This is a genomic window from Demequina sp. NBRC 110051 (genome assembly GCF_002090055.1).
Taxonomy (GTDB): Bacteria; Actinomycetota; Actinomycetes; order Actinomycetales; family Demequinaceae; genus Demequina.
In genome coordinates this window covers 101,516-119,292 of the sequence record NZ_BBRH01000014.1, presented here as the reverse complement: position 1 = coordinate 119,292, position 17,777 = coordinate 101,516, and the positions used below count along the sequence as shown (strand labels likewise).

Sequence of the window (17,777 nt, the reverse complement as noted above, 5' to 3'; positions counted from 1 at the left end):
CATCCCCTTCCTACTGTGGTGAGTGTCCGAAAGATCGCCGATGCGGGGTGATCGAGAGCCAACGATGGCGAGGACTCTCACATCACAAGGAACCCTGGGGAGGGGTCATGACTGTTCAGGACCGGCAGGACCAGACAGCATCCGCATCCGTCGAGCCCGGAATCATCGGTAAGGGCCGGTGGATCGAGCGCTGGACTCCGGAGGACGAGGTCTTCTGGGAGGCCAAGGGCAAGGCGATCGCCTTCCGCAACCTCATCTTCTCTATCGTCGCCGAGCACATCGGCTTCTCCATCTGGATGCTGTGGTCCATCGTCGTGGTGCGCATGTACGGCACGTTCGACGACGCGGGCAACCTGGTCGCCACCGGCGCCAACGGCTGGGCTCTCACCGCCGAGCAGGGCCTCACGCTCCTCGCGGTCGCCTCGGGCGTCGGCGCCTTCCTGCGCATCCCCTACACCTTCGCCGTGCCGATCTTCGGCGGTCGCAACTGGACGGTGATCTCGGCGCTGCTCCTGATCATCCCCACCGCCGGACTCGCGTGGGTGGTCGGCCGGCCCGAGACGTCCTTCGGCGTGCTCGTCGCGATCGCCGCGACCGCGGGCTTCGGCGGCGGAAACTTCGCCTCCTCGATGTCCAACATCACCTTCTTCTACCCGGACAAGGCCAAGGGCTGGGCACTCGGGCTCAACGCTGCGGGCGGCAACATCGGCGTCGCGGTCGCCCAGAAGCTGGTGCCGATCGTCATCGGCATCGGCGGCATCGGCCTCGCGATGGCCGGCTTGGTGTACCTCCCGCTCGCCGTGATCGCCGCGGTGCTCGCCTTCGTCTTCATGGACAACCTGCGCGAGGCGAAGGCCGACCCGAAGCCCACCGTGCGCTCGCTGCGTCACGGCCACACGTGGCTGATGTCGTTCCTGTACGTCGGCACGTTCGGATCGTTCATCGGCTACTCGGCGGCGTTCCCCACGCTCCTCACGGTGGTGTTCGAACGCCCCGACATCGCTCTCGGCTGGGGCTTCCTCGGCGCGCTGCTCGGCTCGCTCGCGCGCCCCTACGGCGGCAAGCTCGCGGACCGGTTCGGCGGCTCGATCATCACCGTCGCGGCGTTCGTGCTCATGGCTATCGCGGGCTTCAGCGCCGTGCAGGGCGTCCAGGGCGAGAACCTACCGCTGTTCTTCGTGAGCTTCATGGCGCTGTTCCTCATCACGGGCCTGGGCAACGGCTCCACCTACCGGATGATCCCGTCGATCTTCAACCGCCTGCGCGACGCCGACGGCGAGCCCGGCGAGGAGCGCACGCTCGACTTCAAGCGTCAAAGCGCGGGCGCGGTCGGCATCATCTCCGCGATCGGAGCCTTCGGTGGATTTGCCATCCCCTTCGTCTACAAGTGGTCGCGTGAGGCCTTCGAGGGCTCGATCGTCCCCGCGCTCCAGATCTACATCGGCGTCTTCCTCCTGATGGCCGCGCTCACGTGGGTGTTCTACCTGCGCAAGGGCGCGAGGATGCAGGGGGTCTAATCGTGCCCGCATCGCACGGCACCACGTCGCCCGGGGCCCTCAGCGCCCCGGGTGGCGCGGTCGCGACCCACTGCCCGTACTGCGCCTTGCAGTGCGCGCAGACCCTCACCAGGACTGCGGCCGATGCCGCACTTCCGGTCGAGGTCTCGGGTCGCCAGTTCCCCACGAACCGGGGCGGGCTGTGCCAGAAGGGCTGGACCTCGGCCGAGGTCCTGCGTGCCAAGGACCGCATCACGGTCCCGATGATCCGCACCGCCGACGGCGGCTTCCGCGAGGCGGGCTGGGACGAGGCACTCGACCTCGTCGCCGGTCGCATCGAGTCGCTGCAGGCCGCGCATGGGCGCGACGCCATAGCGATCTTCGGCGGCGGGGGCCTCACCAACGAGAAGGCGTACGCGCTGGGCAAGTTCGCTCGGACCGTCCTGCGTACGCCCTACATCGACTACAACGGCCGGTTCTGCATGTCGTCGGCCGCGGCGGCCTCCAACCGCTCGCTCGGCATGGATCGCGGGCTCGGCTTCCCGCTGTCGGACCTGGGCGGGGCCGATGCGGTGCTCGTCGTGGGCTCCAACATGGGCGTCACCATGCCTCCCTTCGTGCAGCACCTCGCCGGTGCGCGCGAGCGCGGCGGCCTCGTGGTCGTCGACCCGCGCGAGACGGTCACGGCGAAGCTGACCCACGAGGCCAAGGGCATTCACCTCGCACCCGTGCCCGGCACGGACCTAGTGGTGCTGCTCGCACTCGCCCACGTGGTGCTCGCCGAGGGTCTGGCGGACGCTGACTACCTCGCCCAGCGCACCACAGGACTGGATGACGTGCGCCGCTCCGTCGCAGGCTGGTGGCCCGAGCGTGCCGAGCAGGTGTGCGGTATCCCCGCCGACGAGCTGCGCCGCACCGCGCGTCTGCTCGCCGCCGCCTCGCCGTCGCGCGGCGGGCGCGGTGCCTACGTCCTCACCGGTCGAGGTCTCGAGCAGATGAGCCAGGGCACCGCCGGAGTCACCGCCGCGATCAACCTGGCACTCCTGCTGGGGCTGATCGGCCGCGAGGGCTCGGGTTTCGGTCCCGTCACGGGTCAGGGCAATGGCCAGGGCGGCCGGGAGCACGGCCAGAAGTCCGACCAGCTGCCCGGCTACCGGATGATTACCGATCCCGCCGCGCGGGAACATGTCGCCGGCGTGTGGGGCGTGGACCCCGGCTCGCTGCCCGGCCCGGGCGTCCCGGCCATCCGGCTGCTCGACTCCTTGGGCACGGCCGACGGCCCCAAGGCCCTCCTCGTGCACGGCAGCAATGTCGTCGTGTCCGCACCAAACGCGGACAAGGTCCGCGAGGCCCTCGGCCGTCTCGACCTCCTAGTGGTGGCCGACCTGGTGCCGTCCGAGACCGCGCTGCTCGCGGACGTCATCCTCCCCGTCACCCAGTGGGCGGAGGAGGAGGGCACCATGACCAACCTCGAGGGTCGCATCATCCGCCGACGCCAGGCCGTCGAAGCCCCCGGCAACGCGCGATCGGAGCTGTGGATCCTCAATCGGCTCGCGGCCCGCCTGGGTGTCGACCGCGGCTTCCCCACGGACGCGGCGACGGTGTTTACGGAGCTCGCCGCGGCATCCGCCGGAGGCAAGGCCGACTACTCGGGCGTCACCTACGAGCGACTCGACCGCGGCGAGGCGCTGTACTGGCCGGTGCGGGGTGAGGGGCATGAGGGAACGCCGCGGGTGTTCCTCGACGCCTTCCCGACGCCGGACGGGAAGGCGCGCCTCATCGCCGTCGACCACCATGCGCCCGACGACGACGTGCGCGGCGACGCGCCGCTGTATCTCATCACCGGTCGCGTGCTGCAGCACTACCAGTCCGGTGCGCAGACCCGCCGCGTCGCAGAGCTGAACGCGGCGCAGCCCGAGCCGTTCGTCGAGGTGCACCCGCTGCTCGCCGACCGCCTGGGCCTGACCGAGGGCGGCCTGGCCAACCTGACGACCGCACGCGGCGAGGGCCTCGCGACGGTGCGGATCACCGAGGCCACGCGTCCCGACACGGTGTTCATGCCCTTCCACTGGGCGGGCCAGGGAAGCGCCAACCGCCTCACCAACGACGTCACCGACCCCATCAGTGGGATGCCCGAGTTCAAGGTCACCGCGGTCGCCATCGCACCCGCGCGCGTGACGGAAGGAGCGCTCGCATGAGAATCGTCGTCATCGGCCACGGCATGGTCGGATCGCGCTTGGTCGAGGACCTCATCGCCCGCGACCAGGACGCGTATGTAACGGTGCTGGGTCGCGAACCTCACGGCCCGTACAACCGCGTGCTGCTGTCCTCGGTGGTCGCCGGCAAGTCCGACCCCGCGATGCTGGCCATGAGCGCCGTCGACAGCGAGCGTGCCCGGGTCCTCGACGGCATCCATGCGGTCGACGTCGACAGGGCCGCCCGCACCGTCACCGACTCGCGCGGCGACGTGCATGCCTACGACCGGCTGGTGTTCGCCACGGGATCGGCCGCCCGCATCCCGGACATACTCGGCATCGCCACCGACCGCGGCCTGGTGCCCGGCGTGAGCGTGCTGAAGGACCTGGCCGATGCCGAGGGCATCCTCGCGCGGCTGCCGAAGTCCCGTCGCGCGGTGGTGCTCGGCGCCGGCGTGCTGGGCCTCGAGGTCGCCACGGGTCTCGCGGCGCGCGGCCTCACCGTCACACTCGTGCACCACTCGGACCGCGTCATGGAGCGCCAACTGGGAGACGCGGCCGCGCAGATCGCCACCGGGTCGCTCAGCCGCCTGGGAGTGCGGGTAGTGACCGGTTCCTCCGTGGCACAGGCCATCGACCGACGCGGGCAGCTCAGCGCGGTGCGCCTGACGGACGGCACCGAGGTGCTGACCGACCTGCTCGTGATGTGCGCGGGCACCATTCCCGAGGCCACGCTCGCGCGGCGCGCGGGCCTCGCCTGCGAGCGCGGCATCGTGGTGGGAAGCGACCTCGCGAGCCCCACAGACCCCGCGGTCTTCGCCATCGGCGACTGCGCTCAGCCGCCCGAGGGCGGCACCGGGCTCGTCGCGCAGGGCTGGGATCAGGCCACGCGCCTGGTCGACGCCTGGACCGGCGCGTCGGTGCCGGTCGCGCGGCCCGCCCACGACGACCCCACGAGCATCGTGCGCGTCAAGGCATCGGGCCTCGACGTCGTCACCATGGGCCTGTCGGGAAAGTTCGAGCACGGCGAACGCGAGCTGCGCGCGGTGCGGCTGGCCGACCCGAGCATCGGCCGGTTTGTCGAGGTCGTCGTCTCGCACGGCCTGCTCGTGGGCGCGACCGTGGTGGGGGACAAGGACTGCGCCGCGCAGCTGTCCGCGATGTACACGCGCATGATCCCCGTCCCCGCCGACCCGGCGCACCTCATCATCCGCCCCCTCGCGGGCGCCGGTCCCGCGGCCGCGGCGAGCGTCGAGGACATGGACGACGCCGACACCGTCTGCCAATGCAACACCGTCACCAAGGGGCGTATTTGCGCCGCCATCGCCGACGGCTGCGACTCCGTCGAGGACGTCGCCAAGGCGACCCGCGCATCCACCGGCTGCGGCGACTGCCGCGCCAACGTCACCCGGCTCATCGAGGCCGCCGCACACGACAAGGTTCCCGCGCTCGCGGGTTGAGGAGGATCACCATGACCGACATCCAGCAGATCGTCGTCGTCGGCGGCGGCATGGTCGCCCACCGCTTCACCGAGGCCATGCGTGCCCGCGACACCGACGGCCGCTACGCGGTCACCGTGCTCGCGGAGGAGCCGCGCGCGCCCTACGACCGCGTGGCACTCACCAGCTACTTCACCGGCAAGGATCCCGACGACCTGGCCCTGGGCGATCCCGCGCTGTGGGACGACGACCTCGTCACCCTCAAGCGCGACGCGAAGGCGGTCCAGATCGACCGCGAAGGCCGCACGGTCACCGACGCCCACGGCGTGGTGCATCCCTACGACCACCTCGTCATGGCTACCGGCTCCTACGCGTGGTCGCCGCCGGTGAAGGGCAGCGACCTGCCCGGCGTGTTCGTCTATCGCACCATCGACGATGTCGCGGCGCTGCGCATCTACGTCGAGCGCCGGCGCAAGGAGCTGGGCCGGGCCGTGCGCGGCGCCGTCATCGGCGGAGGTCTGCTGGGACTCGAGGCCGCCGGCGCATTGCAGGAGTTGGGCGCGACGAGCACGGTCATCCAGTTCGCCGACCGCCTCATGAACCTCCAGGTCGACGAGGGCGGCGGCCAGGCGCTCACGCGCCTCATCGAGAACATGGGCGTGAAGGTGCGCTGCAACACCGCGACCGAGGCGATCCGCCCCGACAAGCACGGCCACGTGGGAAGCCTCAAGTTTGCCGACAATGGCGAGCAGCTGGTCGACGTCGTGGTGTTCGCCACCGGTGTGCGCCCGCGCGACGAGTTGGGCCGCGACGCGGGCCTCACCATTGGCGAGCGCGGCGGCATCGTGGTCGACGACACGTGCCTGACGGACGACCCAGCGGTCAGCGCGATCGGCGAGGTCGCGTGCATTCAGGGCGCGTGCATCGGCCTCATCGCTCCCGGAAACACGATGGCGGAGATCGCGGTGGACCGGCTGCTGGGAGGCGAGTCCACGTTCCCCGGCGCCGACACGGCCGCCAAGCTCAAGTTGCTGGGCGTGGATGTCGCGTCCTTCGGCGACGCGTTCGCGACCACCCCCGGCGCGCTCGAACTCACGTACGCGGACCCGGTCGCGGGCGTCTACAAGAAGCTCGTCGTCACCGACGACGCTCGCACCCTTCTGGGCGGCATCCTCGTGGGCGACGCCTCCGCCTATGCAAGCCTGCGACCGCTGGTGGGATCCGAGCTCGGAGGCGACCCCGCCGGCTGGCTGCTGCCCGAGGGCACCGTCGAGCGTCCCAACGTGGAACTGCCCGACGAGGCCGGCGTGTGCTCGTGCAACAACGTCACCGCCGGCGCGATCCGCCACGCGGTCAGCGAGCAGGGCTGCCACGAGCTGGGCGAGGTCAAGGCCTGTACGAAGGCCGGTACCTCGTGCGGATCCTGCCTGCCGCTCGTGAAGAAGATCGTGGGCACCGAGCTGGAGAAGTCCGGCATCGAGCTGTCCAACGCCTTGTGCGAGCACTTCGACATGTCGCGCGCGCAGCTGTTCAACGCGATCCAGGTGAGCGAGCTGCGCACCTTCTCCGAGATCGTTGAGCGCTTCGGCACCGGCCGCGGCTGCGACATCTGCAAGCCCACGGTCGGCTCGATCCTCGCCTCGATCTACAACGAGCACGTGCTCGCCGCTGACCGCGCGGCGCTGCAGGACACCAACGACCGCGTGATGGCGAACATGCAGAAGGACGGCACGTACTCCGTGGTGCCGCGCGTGCCCGGCGGCGAGATCCTCCCCGAGCACCTCATTCTCATCGGCCAGATCGCCCAGGACTATGGCCTGTACACGAAGATCACGGGCGGCCAGCGCATCGACATGTTCGGCGCGCGCCTCGAGCAGCTGCCGGGCATCTGGCAGCGGCTCGTCGACGCCGGCATGGAGTCGGGCCACGCCTACGGCAAGAGCCTGCGCACCGTGAAGTCATGCGTGGGCTCCACGTGGTGCCGCTACGGCGTCCAGGACTCGGTGGGCATGGCGATCGCGCTCGAGCTGCGCTACCGCGGCCTGCGCAGCCCCCACAAGCTCAAGCTGGGAGTCTCCGGCTGCGCCCGCGAGTGCGCCGAGGCGCGCGGCAAGGACGTGGGCGTCATCGCCACGGACAAGGGCTGGAACATCTACGTGGGCGGCAACGGCGGCTTCACGCCCAAGCACGCGCAGCTGCTCGTCGAGGACGTGCCTGACGACATGGTCTTCACGCTCATCGACCGCTACCTCATGTACTACATCCGCACCGCCGACCGCCTGCAGCGCACCGCGCCCTGGCAGGAGGACCACGAGGGTGGGCTCGAGGCCATCAAGGCCGTCATCATGGACGACTCGCTCGGCATCTGCGCCGACCTCGACGCCCACATGGCCCGCCACATCGACTCGTACGAGGACGAGTGGAAGGCCGTGCTGAACGACCCCGAGCGCCTGCAGCAGTTCACGAGCTTCGTGAACGCCCCCGAGGAGCCCGACCCGTCGCTGGCCTACGTCGAGCAGCGCGGCCAGCGCCGTCCCGCGACCGATGCCGAGCGCCGCGACACCGCGGTACTCATCGCCCCGACCCGACTGGAGGTGCGCTCATGACCACGGTGAGCCACGAGACCCGCCCCGCCGCCGCATCGGCCACCCGCATGGCCGTGTGCACCTACGACAGGCTGACGCCCGACCTGGGCGTCGCGGCGCTCATCGGCGACACGCAGGTGGCGATCTTCCGCCTGGCCGACGGCACGGTCCATGCGGTGCAGAACCTCGACCCGTTCTCGGGCGCGCACGTGATGAGCCGCGGCATCACCGGCACGCGAGGCGACGCACCCACCATCGCGTCCCCCATCTACAAGCAGGTGTTCTCCCTGCTGACCGGCGAGTGCCTGGTGACGATGGACAAGAAACCCCAGGCAGGACACGCCGCCGACTTGGTGGTCTACCCCGTGACCCTCGACAATGGCCAGGTGATCATCGACCTGGTAGGTACTGCATGACGGCACTGTTCGGTCTCGACCTGCGCGGGCGGCGCGTGGTCGTGGCGGGAGGCGGCACGGTGGCCGCCAGGCGCGTGCGTCGCTTTGTGTCTGAGGGCGCCCACGTGAGCGTGGTCGCGCCCCGGATGGACGAGGATCTCGAGCGTCACGCCCTGCACGGCGACGTGACCCTGGTGCGTCGCGGCATCGAGCCGGCCGACCTCGACGACGCGTGGTTTGTCCTCGCGGCCACGGACGACGCCGATCTGAACCACGAGGTCGCACGCTGGGCCGACGAGCGGCGCATCTGGTGCATCGACGCCTCGGACGCCTCCCGCGGCTCTGCGCGTCAGGCGGCCGTGAGCCGTCACGGCGAGGTCAGCATCGGCGTGCTGTCGACCGGGGCGCCCGACCCCGGACGCATCCGCAAGGTGCGCGACCAGATCGCCGCGCGGATCGACGCGGGGGAGATGGACCTGCGCCGCGAACGCTCTGGCGCCGGCCGCGTCATCCTGGTGGGCTCCGGCCCCGGAGACCCCGGCCTCATCACCGTGCGTGGCCGCCAGGCCCTCGCGGAGGCCGATGTCGTGGTCACCGACCGCCTGGGCGCCACCGAGCTGCTGGTGACGGTGCCGTACGACGTGGAGGTCGTCAACGTGGGCAAGAGCCCCACGAACCATCCTGTGCCTCAGCATGAGATCAACCGCATCCTCGTGGATCGCGCGCTCGCGGGGAAGACCGTGGTGCGGCTCAAGGGCGGCGACCCGTACGTGTTCGGCCGCGGCGGCGAGGAGGTCCACGCATGCATCGAGGCGGGCGTGGACGTCGAGGTCGTGCCGGGCGTCACGAGCGCGCTGTCCGTTCCTGCGCTCGCGGGCATTCCCGTGACTCAGCGTGGGGTGGCCACGTCGCTCTTGGTGACGACGGGGCACGCGGGCGCGGACCCGGCGGCGCGCGCCGCGATGGCGGCCGGCGCCACGGTGGTCATCCTGATGGGCGTGAGTGCCCTGCCGGACATCGTGGAGGCGGCGCTGAGCGCCGGCTGTGACGGTGAAACACCGGTCGCGATCGTGGAGAACGGGACCACGTCACGGGAGCGTGTGACGCGCGGCACGCTCGCGGACATTAGCCGTATTGCGAGTGAAACAGGGGTGAAACCTCCGGCGATTATCGTCGTGGGCGACGTCGCGAGACCGGGCCTCCTGGCCTCGGCCATCGCCGCGACGCCCGAGCCGAAGGGGGACTGAATGACCGACGCGGGAGAGCCGCTCACCGGCTGCGTGATGGTCATCACCGCCGACCGGCGCAAGCGAGAACTCGCGTCAGCACTCGAAAGGCGAGGCGCGACCGTGCGTCACGCCGCGGCGCTCAGCACCGTTCCTCACCTCGACGACGAGCGCTTGCTCGCCGACACCCGTGCGGTCATCGCCAACCCGCCCGACATCATCGTCGCCACCACGGGCATCGGCTTTCGCGGCTGGGTCGAGGCGGCCGATGCCGTGGGCCTCGCCGAGGAACTCATCGATGCGATGCGCGGCGCCCGCCTCATCGCCCGCGGTCCCAAGGCGCGTGGCGCGATTCAGCAGCAGGGCCTCGAGGCCGACTGGGTCGCCGAGTCGGAGACGGCCGCGGAACTACGGGACTATCTTCTTGCCGAGGGGGTCGCCGGGCTCACCATCGCCGTGCAGCACCACGGCAACGGCTCGGACGGCCTGGATGAGGCCTTCACCGCCGCCGGCGCCCGCGTGCAGAGCCTTGTTGTCTACGGCTGGGGGCCGCCACTCGACCCCGAGCCTCACCAGGCCATGATCCGTGCGGCTGCCGACGGCTGCGTCGATGCCGTCCTGTTCACGTCCGCCCCCGGCGCGTCCGCGTGGCTCGCAGGGCTGAACGAGGCCGGGGTGTTCGACCGCATCGCCGCCAAGGCCGCGACCGGCGAGTTGGTCCTCGCCTGCGTGGGCCCCGTGACCGCGGCTCCGCTCACGGAGGCTGGCCTGAACGCACACTGGCCCGACCGCTGGCGCCTGGGCGCGCTGGTACGCGAGCTCGTGAAGCACTACAGCGAGAACACGGCGGCGCTACAGACCCCAGACGGCCCGCTCGTCATTCGTGCGACCGCCGCGATCCTCGACGGTCGCGTCCTACCGCTGACCCCCACGGGGCTCGAAATCCTGAAGGCGCTCGCCGCCGCACGCGGCAACGTCCTCACCCGCGACCAGCTGGGCGAACTCCTGCCCGGCGCCCAGGCGGGACCTCACGCGGTCGAGGCCGCGATCAATCGACTGCGCGAAAATGCCGGGTCCCGCGCCCTGGTGCGCACCGTCGTCAAGCGCGGCTACGCATTGGCGGTGACAGCATGACCTCCCCGATCCTCATCGCCTGCGCGCACGGCACCCGCTCCGAGGAGGGCCGCGCGACCATCCGCACCGTCATCGGCCAGCTGCGCGAGGCCACCGGGCTGGATGTGCGCGAGGCCTACGTCGACGTGCACGGGCCCGAACTTCCCGATGTGGTCGGTGGCATCGACGCCGCGGATGGCGTGAGTGCCGTCGTGGTGCCCCTCCTGCTGGCGGGCGGCTACCACGTGTACGTCGACATCGCGAATGCGGTCGAGGCCCGCCCCGACGTGCGAGCCGCGCATGCGCTGGGCCCCGACCCGCGCCTGCTCGACATCGTGCATCAGCGCCTCGAGGAACAGGGTGTGCCCGAGGATGCCACGGTGGTCCTGGCGGCCGCCGGTTCCTCCGATCCCCGCAGCCAGGCGGACACCGCCGCCGCCGCGGAGCTGCTGCGCGAGCGATGGGGAGGGCCCGTGCGCGTCGGCTTCGCGGCCGGGCCGAAGCCCTCGGTGGCCGATGCTGTGGCGGAGGCACGCGTGAACGGCGAGGATGGGGTGGTGGCCGTCGCTTCCTACCTGCTCGCTCCCGGGCTCTTCCAGCGCCGCCTCGAGGAGGCGGGCGCCGACTACGTCACGGGTCCCCTCGCCCCGCACCCCATGCTGCTCGAGATCGTGGCCGACCGTTTCGCCGATGTCCTCGACACCTGATCCCTTTGTGCGCCAGCGGGGCCTGACCGGCTTCGGTGCGCCCGGCCAGGAGGCCCTCGCGGCCGCTCGTGTGGCGATCGTGGGGGTCGGGGGGCTGGGCTGCCCGGCGGCGCAATACCTCGCCGCGGCCGGCGTGGGCTCGCTCACGCTCATCGACGCCGATCACGTCTCGATCACCAATCTGCATCGCCAGATCCTGTTCGGCCCCGACGACATCGGTCGGCTCAAGGTGGACGCGGCTCGCGAGGCGCTGGGGCGACTGGCGCCAGGGTGCTCCGTGACCGTGGTGACGGACAGGCTCGACGCGGCCACGGCATCGGCCGTTCTCAGTGGCCATGACGTGGTCGTGGACGCCACCGACACCATGCCCGTGCGCCGTGTGATCGAGGCCGCCGCCCACGCCGCGGGCATCCCGGTCGCGTGGGGTGCGGTGCTGGGCTGGCACGGTCAGGTGACGGTCTTCGACGATACGCATCGGCTCGACGACGTCTTCCCCGGTCCCGACGCCGTCGACCTCGAGACGTGTGACGGCGGCGCCGTGTGGGGGCCGCTGTGTGGGCAGGTCGGGAGTGCCATGGCGAGCGAGGCTGCGCGACTCGCCGCGGGGGTGGCGCCGTCGCTCGCGGGCACTCTCGCTATCGTCGATGGCAGGACCGGACGGTGGCGCGACGTGGCGCTCGCGCCCCACGACGGTGGGAGGTGACATGAGGCTGCTCAGCGAGCATCTCGCCGAGGCGGTGTCTCTGGTGTCGCCGCTCGCCATCGAAACCGTGCCACTGATCGAGGGCATGAACCGCGTGCTCGCCCGCGACGTGGTCGCCACGCTCGACGGACCACCGTTCGACAACTCGGCCATGGACGGCTACGCCGTCAGGGCGGCCGATGCCGTTGCTGGGTCCGTTCTGACCGTCACCGCGGATATCCCGGCCGGCTCGGGCCTGCCTGCGCCCGTGGCGCCGGGCGCGGCCGCACGCATCATGACCGGCGCTCCCGTGCCTGCCGGGGCCGATGCCGTCGTGCCCGTCGAGAACACCGATGGCGGTGTGGAGCAGGTGCGGATCGATGTGGCGCCCGTGGTGGGTGCTCATATCCGCCGTCGCGGCGAGGACGTGAGCGCCGGCGACGTGGTGGTGCCCGCGGGGGTCCAGTTGGGGTCATGGCAGCTGTCGGCGGCGGCCTCCGCCGGGGTCGCGTCGGTTGCGGTGCGCCGTGCGCCGAGGATCGCGATCCTCACCACCGGCGACGAACTCGTCGACCCCGGCACCGAGCCGGGACCTGGGCAGATCGTCGACTCCAACACCACGCTGCTGGCCGCGATGGTGCTGGGCGTGGGCGGAGTGCCGCTCGTGCTGCCTCGCGCCGGAGACACCGCCGCGTCCGTGCTCGAGTCCTTGGATGGTGTGGACGCGGACCTGATCGTGACCGCAGGCGGTGCGTCCGTCGGGGCGTATGACCCGGTGAAGGCCGCGCTGGCCGAGCGCGGAGTGGGCTTCCATGCGGTGGCCATGCAGCCGGGCAAGCCTCAAGGACTGGGAACCTACCGCGGCATCCCGATCGCGTGCCTGCCGGGCAACCCTGTCTCCGTGGCGGTGACCTTCGAGGTGGTGGTGGGCGCGATGTTGCGCTCGATGCTGGTCGCGCCCGAGCCGTCCATGACCAGCGCGATCGCCGCCGTGGGATGGCGCAGCCCGCGCGGGCGCACCCAATTTGTGCCTGCCGTGGTCGAGCCCAATGGGACGGTGCGTCCCGCGACGGCGCGCGGCTCGCAGTCTCACCTGGTCGCATCCTTGGCGAAGGGTCGAGTGCTCGCCGTGGTGCCCGCCGATGTCGACGAGGTTCTTCCCGGCGATAGCGTGGGCTTCATGATGAGCCACCTGGAGATCCTGACGTGAGCGAGTTCACCCACCTCGATGCCAGCGGCCATGCGCGCATGGTGGACGTGACCCACAAAGAGCCCACCGTGCGAGCGGCCACCGCCGAGGCCTTTGTGGCGTGCTCGCCTGCGGTGGTCGCGGCGCTGCGTGACGGCACGGTGCCCAAGGGCGATGTGCTTGCCGTGGCGCGCGTCGCGGGCATCGCCGCCGCGAAGCGCACGCCGGAGCTGCTGCCGCTCGCGCACATCATTGGGGTTCACGGGGTCTCGCTCGACGCCGAGATCGACGACGAGGGGGTGCGCATCGAGGTCACGTGCCGCACCGCCGACCGCACCGGGGTCGAGATGGAGGCGCTCACCGCGGCATCGGTCGCGGCGCTGAACGTGGTCGACATGGTCAAGGGGCTCGACAAGGCCACCGCCATTCGCGACGTCCGGCTGTTGTCCAAGCGTGGCGGGAAGTCGGGGGACTGGGTGCGGCCATGACGGTCGACGCCATCGTGCTCACCGGTGGGCGCGGGTCGCGCCTGGGCGGAGCAGACAAGGGCGCGCTGACGCTGGGCGGACGGACTCTGTTGGCGCGCACCCTCGCCGCAGCGTCGTCGGCCCGCGCCACCGTGGTGGTGGGAGCGCGGGATGGAATTCCCGAGGACATGCTCACCGCTCGCGAGGAACCGCCGTTTGCCGGTCCGGTCGCCGCGATTGCGGCGGGACTTGCGGCGCTGCCGTCGCCGCCCGCCGATCGGGTGCTGGTGCTCGCGTGCGACATGCCCTTCGCGGCGGAGGCCGTGGGGGAACTGCTGGCCGGCGGTGGCGCCGACGGCGCGTGGGCCGTCGACCAGGAGGGACGCGAGCAGCCGCTCCTCGCCGTCTATCGCCGCGACGCCTTGGCCGGGGCGCTCGACGCGCTCGACTCGGTGGTGAACGCTCCCATGCGGGCGCTCACGGCAACGCTCACGATGACGCCCATTGCGGTGGGCCGCGCGGCGCTCGACGCGGATACTTGGGATGATGTGGAACGTCTGCGGAAGGAACTGTCATGACGGACACGCAACTGGACGGCTGGGTCGAGGCGCTCGCGGGGGAACTCGGCATCGACACCGCGGTGGTGGATGTACAGGCGCTGCTCGACGTCGCGCGTGAGGCCGCGCATGCGGTCGCGCGTCCCAGCGCGCCGCTGACCACCTTCCTCGTCGGCTACGCCGTCGGTCAGGCCGCCATGGGCGAGGAGGGCTTTGACGAGGGTGCCGCGCAAGAGGCGTTCGAGAACGCGGTGGCGACGGCGGCTGGTCTGGCCCGCAGTTGGACCGAGGAGATGCCCGGCTGATGGCGCGTGTGCGCTTCTTTGCGGCGGCTGCCGAGGCCGCCGGAGTCGACGAAGCTGCGGTGAGCGGCGCCGCGACGGTGGGGGAGCTGCGTGCTCGCCTCGCGGAACTCTTCGGCGACGACCTCGACCGCGTGTTGCGACGGTGTTCGATCGTGGTCGACCGCGTGCGCGCGGACGACGACGCGGCGGTCGGACCCGAGGCGCTCGTGGACGTGCTGCCGCCGTTTGCCGGAGGCTAGGCGGGATAGGTCTCGACGTCGCTCGCGACCGTGCACGCCACGGCAGCGCCAGGGGTGAGAATGCGCCGATCGATGATGAGCGGGTCGACGTCGGCAACGAGATCGCCGGCGTCGGTGTCGACCCAGACTCGGGCGACGTCGTCATGGCCTTCGACCCGCGCCACCGTCCCGTGCCACGTGTCTTCCGCCGTCGAGGACTCGGGTAGATCCGCCGCCAGGCGCAGTGAGACCTGCGACGGGCGCGGCGCGGTCCACGTCGACGCGTCCACGCGCACAAGCCCGCGTCCCACGAGCCGCGCCGTGAATGAGTGACGAGGCCGGCCGAGGACCTCCGCACGGGTCCCGCGCTCCGCGACGGCACCGTCATGCATGACGACCACGTCGTCCGCGAGCATCGCCGCGTCCAGTACATCGTGGGTGCTCATCACCACGGTGAGGTCAGCCAGCACGGTCGACAGGAGCGTGCGCATGTGCCCGGCGGCGTCCACGTCGAGCGCGGCGAAGGGCTCGTCGAGGAGCAATACCGCGGGTCGCGTGGCCAGCGCGCGCGCCAAGGCCACGCGCTGGGCCTGGCCACCGGAGAGGGTGGACGCGTGTGCGTTGGCTATGTCGGCGGCGCCCACTCGGTCGAGCCAGTCGCGTGCGACCTCGCGTGACGCGCGCTTGCCGTGGCCCGCGGCGCGCGGCCCGAACGCGACGTTGTCGAGCACCGACATCCCCGCGAAGAGGCTGGGGTCTTGGGTGAGGAGCGTCACCGGGCGGCGGTGTGGGGGCAGCCAGGCGGTGGCGTCCTGGCAGAGCACACGGTCGGCGCCGCCGAGGGTGACATGGGCGTCGGCGGGGCGCAGCAGTCCCGCCGCGACCTCGAGCATGGTGGACTTGCCCGAGCCGTTGGGGCCAAGGAGGGCGAGCGTGCGCCCGGACTCCACCGTGATGCGCGCCGCGACGGCGCGCTCGGGCACGGACGCGGAACAGTCGAGCCTCACGGTGTGCTTCCATTCATGACGACCGTCCGCTCGCCACCCGCGCGCGGGCGACGCGCGTCGCGCCTCCGTATGCGAGGGCGACCACCACGAGCGCCACCACCACAAGGACGAGGGACAGCGCCACGGCGGCATCGGCATCGGCCTCGCGCTGGAGGTAGATCTCGAGGGGCACGGTTCGCGTGACGCCCTGGAGCGAGCCCGCGAAGGTGAGCGTCGCGCCAAACTCGCCGAGTGCCCGCGCGGCGGCGAGCACCGTGCCTGCGACGAGTGCGGGCCACACGCGGCGCAAGGTCACCCGTGTGAGCGTGGTCCAGGGGCCGGCGCCCAGGGTCGCGGCGACGGCCTCGAAGCGCGTGCCGTCGGCACGCAGCGCCCCCTCGAGGCTGAACACCAGGAAGGGCAGGGCGACGAAGGTTTGCGCGAGCACCACCGCCGTGGTGGTGAACGCGATGTCGATGCCGAGGAGTGTGAGGCGCTCGCCGATGAGCCCCGTGCGCCCGAACGCGTAGAGCAGCCCCAGGCCCCCCACGACCGGGGGGAGTACCAGGGGAGCGAGGATGACGGTGCGCACCACGTCCATGCCGCGAAACTCGAGCCGCGCCAGCATGACGGCGAGCGGGACCCCGAGGATGACCACGAGCGCCGTGGACCAGGCGACGGTGCGCGCTGAGAGTGCGAGCGCCGCAAGCGCCGCATCGCTCGTCACGAGCGCGGGGAACTGCGCCCACTCGACCCTGGTAGCCAGGCCGATCAGCGGCAGCACAATCAGGGCCGCGCCGGCGATGGCGGGCACGGCCAACCAGCGCGGCGCGAAGGGCGTGCCCTCCAGGGTAGGCGCGGGGGCTGTCGGCATCGTCGAGGTCATGGGGAGCCGAATCCCGCGTTCTCCAGCGCGCTCTGCCCGCTGTCGGATAGGACGAAGCCCACGAACGCATCGGCCACGATGGGATCGGTGGCGGTGGTGAGAGAGGCGATCGGATATTGGGTGCCCGCGGCGATCGCGACGGACTCGTCGCCGCCGAGCGGGACCTCCTCGGCTTCACCTTTCGACCTGGCGATGTCGGTGACGTAGACGAGTCCGGGATCGGCCTGGCCCGAGGTGACCTTGGCGAGAACCTCCGTCACCGACAGCTCTTCGCTCACGGGTTGAATGTCCACGCCCGCGGCCTTCTCCACGGCGAGCGCGACCTCGCCGCAGGGAACCGGAGCGGCACAGACCACCACGTCGAGCGAGGGATCGGTGAGGTCAGCCAGCCCGGCGAAGCCACGGGGATTGCCGGGCGCCACCGCGATGGTGAGGGTGTTTGTCGCGAAGGCCAGGGGGTGTGGAGCGAGCCCGGCGTCGTGCACGACACCCATCTGGGCGAGGTCGGCCGAGGCAAAGACGTCCCCCGGTGCACCCTCCACGATCTGGGAGGCGAGGGCGGAGGAGCCGCCCACATTGATCTGCACGTCGACGCCGGGGTTGTTGGCCTCGAAGTCCGCGGCGATGACGTCCATCACGTCCGTGAGCGAGGCGGCGGCGTGCACGATAAGCACGTCGTCGCTGGTGTCGTCGACCGCGCATCCCGCCGCCGCGAGCGCGAGCATGGCGACGCTCCCGCGCACGAGTGCCCGCACACACGCGCTCGCGCGTGCACGCATGCGCGAGCCGTGCGGGTGCTTCAACACGCGAGTCATGCCGCACCTCGCGGGCGCTCGACGATCACGGTGGTGGCCTTCACGACGGCGGTGGCGACGACGCCGGGCTCGAGGCCCAGGTCCTGTACGGCCTCGGTGCTCATGAGCGAGACCACGCGGTGGGGGCCGCATTGCAACTCCACCTGGGCCATGACGGTGTCCGCCACCACGCGCGTGACGATGCCGACGAACTGGTTGCGGGCCGAGCGGGAGACGCTGGCGTCGTCACGGCTCGTGGTGTGCTCCGCGGCGCGTTGGCTGGCGTAGCTGGCGACGTCCACGCCGTCGACGAGGAGTCGTCCCGCGCCGTCCTTGACGGTGGCGACCCCGGCCGCATCGATCCATCGACGCACAGTGTCGTCCGAGACGCCGAGAAGGGACGCGGCTTCACTGATTCGCAGATGCGGCATGAGAGCGACGCTAGTGCCGCATCTGCGTGTGAAACAAGCCGGAAACCCCGCCCACCACAGGCGCAGATGTCCTCATGTGTGCCACGAAAGCGGATTGCGTGGCGGT

Annotated in this window: 18 protein-coding genes; 14 read left to right on the top strand and 4 right to left on the bottom strand. The window is 71.2% G+C overall.

Features of this window, described 5'->3' with window-relative positions:
• The first annotated feature begins 107 nt into the window (after nucleotides 1-107).
• From B7K20_RS08890 to B7K20_RS08830, 14 genes are read left to right on the top strand one after another with little or no spacing between them, the layout of a single operon-like run.
• Nucleotides 108-1,517: an MFS transporter gene (locus tag B7K20_RS08890; protein ID WP_084102167.1), complete on the top strand. Its 1,410-nt coding sequence runs from the start codon at nucleotides 108-110 to the stop codon at nucleotides 1,515-1,517.
• 2 nt (nucleotides 1,518-1,519) lie between these two features.
• On the top strand, nucleotides 1,520-3,694 hold the full coding sequence (locus tag B7K20_RS08885; RefSeq protein ID WP_084102166.1) for a molybdopterin-dependent oxidoreductase: 2,175 nt from the start codon (nucleotides 1,520-1,522) through the stop codon (nucleotides 3,692-3,694).
• Entirely contained in the window at nucleotides 3,691-5,151 is a 1,461-nt protein-coding gene (locus B7K20_RS08880; protein WP_084102165.1) for an FAD-dependent oxidoreductase, read from the top strand. The genes B7K20_RS08885 and B7K20_RS08880 overlap by 4 nt, the downstream gene beginning before the upstream one ends.
• Before the next feature lie 11 nt (nucleotides 5,152-5,162).
• Nucleotides 5,163-7,736 carry a nitrite reductase large subunit NirB gene (gene nirB / locus B7K20_RS08875; protein WP_084102164.1) on the top strand — a complete coding sequence of 858 codons (2,574 nt, stop codon included), beginning with the start codon at nucleotides 5,163-5,165 and terminating at the stop codon, nucleotides 7,734-7,736.
• Complete coding sequence (gene nirD / locus B7K20_RS08870) at nucleotides 7,733-8,131, top strand: nitrite reductase small subunit NirD (protein WP_084102163.1); 399 nt, start codon at nucleotides 7,733-7,735, stop codon at nucleotides 8,129-8,131. The genes nirB and nirD overlap by 4 nt, the downstream gene beginning before the upstream one ends.
• A complete protein-coding gene (gene cobA, locus B7K20_RS12915) occupies nucleotides 8,128-9,357 on the top strand; it encodes a uroporphyrinogen-III C-methyltransferase (RefSeq protein ID WP_144018610.1) in 1,230 nt (409 codons plus the stop codon). Before nirD ends, cobA begins: the two co-directional genes overlap by 4 nt.
• Nucleotides 9,358-10,470 carry a uroporphyrinogen-III synthase gene (locus B7K20_RS12910; protein WP_144018609.1) on the top strand — a complete coding sequence of 371 codons (1,113 nt, stop codon included), beginning with the start codon at nucleotides 9,358-9,360 and terminating at the stop codon, nucleotides 10,468-10,470.
• Entirely contained in the window at nucleotides 10,467-11,156 is a 690-nt protein-coding gene (locus tag B7K20_RS08860; RefSeq protein WP_084102162.1) for a sirohydrochlorin chelatase, read from the top strand. The genes B7K20_RS12910 and B7K20_RS08860 overlap by 4 nt, the downstream gene beginning before the upstream one ends.
• Complete coding sequence (locus tag B7K20_RS08855; protein ID WP_084102161.1) at nucleotides 11,140-11,859, top strand: HesA/MoeB/ThiF family protein; 720 nt, start codon at nucleotides 11,140-11,142, stop codon at nucleotides 11,857-11,859. The genes B7K20_RS08860 and B7K20_RS08855 overlap by 17 nt, the downstream gene beginning before the upstream one ends.
• Nucleotide 11,860: 1 nt before the next feature.
• Nucleotides 11,861-13,048: a gephyrin-like molybdotransferase Glp gene (gene glp, locus B7K20_RS08850; RefSeq protein ID WP_084102212.1), complete on the top strand. Its 1,188-nt coding sequence runs from the start codon at nucleotides 11,861-11,863 to the stop codon at nucleotides 13,046-13,048.
• Complete coding sequence (gene moaC, locus B7K20_RS08845; RefSeq protein ID WP_084102160.1) at nucleotides 13,045-13,515, top strand: cyclic pyranopterin monophosphate synthase MoaC; 471 nt, start codon at nucleotides 13,045-13,047, stop codon at nucleotides 13,513-13,515. The genes glp and moaC overlap by 4 nt, the downstream gene beginning before the upstream one ends.
• A complete protein-coding gene (locus B7K20_RS08840; protein ID WP_084102159.1) occupies nucleotides 13,512-14,072 on the top strand; it encodes a molybdenum cofactor guanylyltransferase in 561 nt (186 codons plus the stop codon). Before moaC ends, B7K20_RS08840 begins: the two co-directional genes overlap by 4 nt.
• Nucleotides 14,069-14,356 (top strand): DUF6457 domain-containing protein, encoded by a 288-nt coding sequence (locus B7K20_RS08835; RefSeq protein WP_084102158.1) that lies wholly within the window; start codon nucleotides 14,069-14,071, stop codon nucleotides 14,354-14,356. The genes B7K20_RS08840 and B7K20_RS08835 overlap by 4 nt, the downstream gene beginning before the upstream one ends.
• Complete coding sequence (locus B7K20_RS08830) at nucleotides 14,356-14,595, top strand: MoaD/ThiS family protein (protein ID WP_084102157.1); 240 nt, start codon at nucleotides 14,356-14,358, stop codon at nucleotides 14,593-14,595. The genes B7K20_RS08835 and B7K20_RS08830 overlap by 1 nt, the downstream gene beginning before the upstream one ends.
• On the opposite strand, the gene B7K20_RS08825 is transcribed toward B7K20_RS08830, so the two are convergent.
• Genes B7K20_RS08825 through B7K20_RS08810 form a run of 4 tightly spaced genes read right to left on the bottom strand, consistent with a single transcriptional unit; the run spans nucleotide 14,592 to nucleotide 17,671 of the window.
• Complete coding sequence (locus B7K20_RS08825) at nucleotides 14,592-15,581, bottom strand: sulfate/molybdate ABC transporter ATP-binding protein (RefSeq protein ID WP_159449372.1); 990 nt, start codon at nucleotides 15,579-15,581, stop codon at nucleotides 14,592-14,594. The two genes, B7K20_RS08830 and B7K20_RS08825, sit on opposite strands and share 4 nt — an antisense overlap.
• Before the next feature lie 13 nt (nucleotides 15,582-15,594).
• On the bottom strand, nucleotides 15,595-16,434 hold the full coding sequence (locus tag B7K20_RS08820; RefSeq protein ID WP_200809056.1) for an ABC transporter permease: 840 nt from the start codon (nucleotides 16,432-16,434) through the stop codon (nucleotides 15,595-15,597).
• A gap of 8 nt (nucleotides 16,435-16,442) precedes the next feature.
• Nucleotides 16,443-17,261 carry a molybdate ABC transporter substrate-binding protein gene (modA, locus tag B7K20_RS08815; protein ID WP_234985783.1) on the bottom strand — a complete coding sequence of 273 codons (819 nt, stop codon included), beginning with the start codon at nucleotides 17,259-17,261 and terminating at the stop codon, nucleotides 16,443-16,445.
• Nucleotides 17,258-17,671 (bottom strand): molybdopterin-binding protein, encoded by a 414-nt coding sequence (locus tag B7K20_RS08810; protein WP_084102154.1) that lies wholly within the window; start codon nucleotides 17,669-17,671, stop codon nucleotides 17,258-17,260. Before B7K20_RS08810 ends, modA begins: the two co-directional genes overlap by 4 nt.
• Nucleotides 17,672-17,777 lie beyond the last annotated feature (106 nt).

Coding starts and splice junctions, on each gene's coding strand:
- B7K20_RS08890 (WP_084102167.1), top strand. CDS start 108: ATGACTGTTCAGGACCGGCAGGACCAGACAGCATCCGCATCCGTCGAG.
- B7K20_RS08880 (WP_084102165.1), top strand. CDS start 3,691: ATGAGAATCGTCGTCATCGGCCACGGCATGGTCGGATCGCGCTTGGTC.
- nirB (WP_084102164.1), top strand. CDS start 5,163: ATGACCGACATCCAGCAGATCGTCGTCGTCGGCGGCGGCATGGTCGCC.
- nirD (WP_084102163.1), top strand. CDS start 7,733: ATGACCACGGTGAGCCACGAGACCCGCCCCGCCGCCGCATCGGCCACC.
- cobA (WP_144018610.1), top strand. CDS start 8,128: ATGACGGCACTGTTCGGTCTCGACCTGCGCGGGCGGCGCGTGGTCGTG.
- B7K20_RS12910 (WP_144018609.1), top strand. CDS start 9,358: ATGACCGACGCGGGAGAGCCGCTCACCGGCTGCGTGATGGTCATCACC.
- B7K20_RS08860 (WP_084102162.1), top strand. CDS start 10,467: ATGACCTCCCCGATCCTCATCGCCTGCGCGCACGGCACCCGCTCCGAG.
- B7K20_RS08855 (WP_084102161.1), top strand. CDS start 11,140: ATGTCCTCGACACCTGATCCCTTTGTGCGCCAGCGGGGCCTGACCGGC.
- glp (WP_084102212.1), top strand. CDS start 11,861: ATGAGGCTGCTCAGCGAGCATCTCGCCGAGGCGGTGTCTCTGGTGTCG.
- B7K20_RS08840 (WP_084102159.1), top strand. CDS start 13,512: ATGACGGTCGACGCCATCGTGCTCACCGGTGGGCGCGGGTCGCGCCTG.
- B7K20_RS08835 (WP_084102158.1), top strand. CDS start 14,069: ATGACGGACACGCAACTGGACGGCTGGGTCGAGGCGCTCGCGGGGGAA.
- B7K20_RS08830 (WP_084102157.1), top strand. CDS start 14,356: ATGGCGCGTGTGCGCTTCTTTGCGGCGGCTGCCGAGGCCGCCGGAGTC.
- B7K20_RS08820 (WP_200809056.1), bottom strand. CDS start 16,434: ATGCCGACAGCCCCCGCGCCTACCCTGGAGGGCACGCCCTTCGCGCCG.
- modA (WP_234985783.1), bottom strand. CDS start 17,261: ATGACTCGCGTGTTGAAGCACCCGCACGGCTCGCGCATGCGTGCACGC.
- B7K20_RS08810 (WP_084102154.1), bottom strand. CDS start 17,671: ATGCCGCATCTGCGAATCAGTGAAGCCGCGTCCCTTCTCGGCGTCTCG.